At 74.0% G+C, this 2,339-nt stretch carries 3 protein-coding genes; all 3 read right to left on the bottom strand.

Annotated features, from left to right (window positions below):
* Positions 1–884: ABC transporter ATP-binding protein (locus DQW06_RS16970; RefSeq protein WP_117198897.1), on the bottom strand; the 884-nt coding region annotated here is incomplete at its 3' end.
* Between the two features lie 174 nt (positions 885–1,058).
* The gene (locus DQW06_RS16965; protein WP_013155201.1) at positions 1,059–1,652 is read right to left on the bottom strand and encodes a PadR family transcriptional regulator; all 594 of its coding nucleotides are present in this window, start codon (positions 1,650–1,652) and stop codon (positions 1,059–1,061) included.
* Between the two features lie 96 nt (positions 1,653–1,748).
* Positions 1,749–2,231, bottom strand: coding sequence for a GNAT family N-acetyltransferase (locus tag DQW06_RS16960; protein WP_013155202.1), 483 nt, complete (start codon positions 2,229–2,231; stop codon positions 1,749–1,751).
* Between the last annotated feature and the right edge of the window lie 108 nt (positions 2,232–2,339).

Genomic DNA, 2,339 nt, shown 5'->3' with positions numbered 1-2,339 from the left:
GGGACCCCGGCCGCGTCCAGTCCGCGCAGCAGCTCGGGCAGCACGGTGTCCCCGCGTTCCACGCGCAGGCGCACCTCGGCGTCGCGCCCCGCGTCCGCGAGCACCTCCGCGGTTCCGGCGGAGGGCGCACGTTCGGCGATCCCGGCGGCGGTGCGCGCCTGCTCTGCGTCCGGCACGGTGAGGGTGACCAGGTCACCGGAGACCTTGCCCTTGAGCTCGTCGGCGGTGCCGTCGGCGATGACCCTGCCGTGGTCGATGACCAGGACCCTCTCGGCCATGTCGTCGGCCTCGTCGAGGTAGTGGGTGGTGAGCACGACCGTGGTGCCCGTCCGGTCGCGCAGCCGGGTGATGTGCTCCCACAGGTTGGCCCGGCTGTGCGGGTCGAGTCCGGTGGAGGGCTCGTCCAGGAACAGCAGCCCCGGCTCGTGGATGAGCCCCATGGCGATGTCGAGGCGCCTGCGCTGTCCGCCGGAGAGCTTGGTGACCTCGCGGTCGGCGGCGCCGCCCAGCTCCAGCTGGTCGAGGAGACCGTCGGCGCGGCGGCGCGCGGTGCGCCGGTCGAGCCCGTACAGCAGCCCCTGCGTGTACAGCTCCTCCCGGGCCCGCTGGTCCTCTCCGGCGCCGTGTCCCTGGCCGACGAAGCCGATCCTGCGGCGCACCTCGGCGGGCGCGGTGCGGACGTCGTGCCCCGCGACCACGGCGGTGCCCGAGGTGGGTTCGAGCAGGGTGGTGAGCATGCGCAGCGTGGTCGACTTCCCCGCGCCGTTCGGTCCGAGCAGGGCGACCAGTTCGCCCTCCGCGACGTCGATGTCGACGCCGCGGACGGCCTGGACGACCTCCTTGCCGACCCGGAAGTCCCGGGTCAGCCCACGTGTGTGGATCATCCCTCTCCTTATTAAAACTTGAGTACGAGAGAGAGTGTGCACCACCGGACGGAATATTCAAAGTTTAATAAGCGCTCGGTCCGCGCGCCCCGGGGATCCGACCTGGTCGGCGGGGCCCGCGCGGACGGGGGAAGCGGAGGCGGCGGGGCCGATGGAGGCGGGAGGGCCGCCGGGTCAGCGGTCGCGGGCGGCCGCCCCCGGCACCGGGGGCAGCCCGAAGGCATCGGGGCCGTCGTCGGCCATGGTGTACTCCCCGGCCCTCAGGGAGGCGACGAGTTCACGCGTCCAGCGGGCCTCGGCCCCGAGCGTGCCCCGCCACAGGCCGAAGAGTTCGCGCACGTGCGCGGGCTTGCCCCAGTCCTCGGAGGGGCGCAGCTCGTCCTCGGTCCTCTCCAGCAGCTCCAGGCGCTGTTCCAGCAGCGCGACGACCTCCGCGCGCGGCAGGGCGGTCATGAGGGTGACCGCCGCGAAGAGCATCGCGGGGTCCTCCCTGCGCGTCAGCCCGCGGCGGACGAGGCGGTGCAGCTCGGCCTCGCCGTCCTCGGTGATCGCGTAGGAGACGCGGTCGACCACCTCGTCCCCCTCGGCCACGAACTCGCGCAGCCTGCCCTCCTGGGAGAGCTTGCGCAGGGCGTGGTAGATGGAGCCCCACTTGATGTTGGCCCAGTGCTCGGTGCCCCAGTCCAGGAGCTGACGGCCCACCCGGTACCCGTGGGCCTGCCCCTCCATGCGCACCACACCCAGGACCAACAGCCGTGTCGCCGACATCTCCACCCTCGTTCGACCGGAATCCCCTCCAGCCTACGAGCAGCGACGAGGCGGTTCGGCGAGCCAGGGCCGCGCCCCGGGCGGTCCCCCGCGCCGCTACAGCTTGCGGAAGTACCGCACGATCGGCAGCGCGGTGTAACCGGCGCGCTCGTAGGTGGCGCGGGCCGGGGCGTGACCGTCGTCGCCGCCCGTCTCGACCATGGCCACCGCCGCCCCCTGCTCCCGGATCCAGTCGGTGGCGGCCCCGGTCAGCGCCGTCCCCACGCCCCGCCCCTGGTGGTCGGGGTCGACGGCGAGCAGGTGGATCTCCCCCATGTCGTCGTCGGGGAGCATCCTGGCGGTGGCGAAGCCCGCGACCGCGCCGTCGGCCTCGGCGACCCACACGCGCTGGTCCCCGGCGTCGACGCTCCCGGCCACCTCGTCGTACTGGCTGCGCCGCCAGTCCGGGACCAGGACCGGGTAGACCTCCTCCCCCAGGACCCGGCGCAGCGACGCGTGCACCGGTTCCCACGCGCGCAGTGCCAGAGCGATGACCGCTTCCCTGTCGGACTCCCGGAACAGCCGGATCTCGATGCCCATGCGCCCAGGCTAGGGAGCGGCGGACCCGGGCGCACCGGGTTTCGCGGAGCGCGCGGGGCCCCGCGGACGGCGAAGGGGCGGCCCCGGCGCCCTGTCGCGCCGCGGCCG

The sequence above is a fragment of the Nocardiopsis sp. TNDT3 genome (assembly GCF_003427465.1).
In the GTDB taxonomy this organism is placed as follows: Bacteria; Actinomycetota; Actinomycetes; order Streptosporangiales; family Streptosporangiaceae; genus Nocardiopsis; species Nocardiopsis dassonvillei.
Note: the sequence above shows the minus strand (reverse complement) of the source record. Positions and strands in the feature narration are given on the sequence as shown.

Bases quoted from the DNA above. Each gene is read 5' to 3' on its own strand.
- DQW06_RS16965 (WP_013155201.1), bottom strand. From the start codon at position 1,652: ATGTCGGCGACACGGCTGTTGGTCCTGGGTGTGGTGCGCATGGAGGGG.
- DQW06_RS16960 (WP_013155202.1), bottom strand. From the start codon at position 2,231: ATGGGCATCGAGATCCGGCTGTTCCGGGAGTCCGACAGGGAAGCGGTC.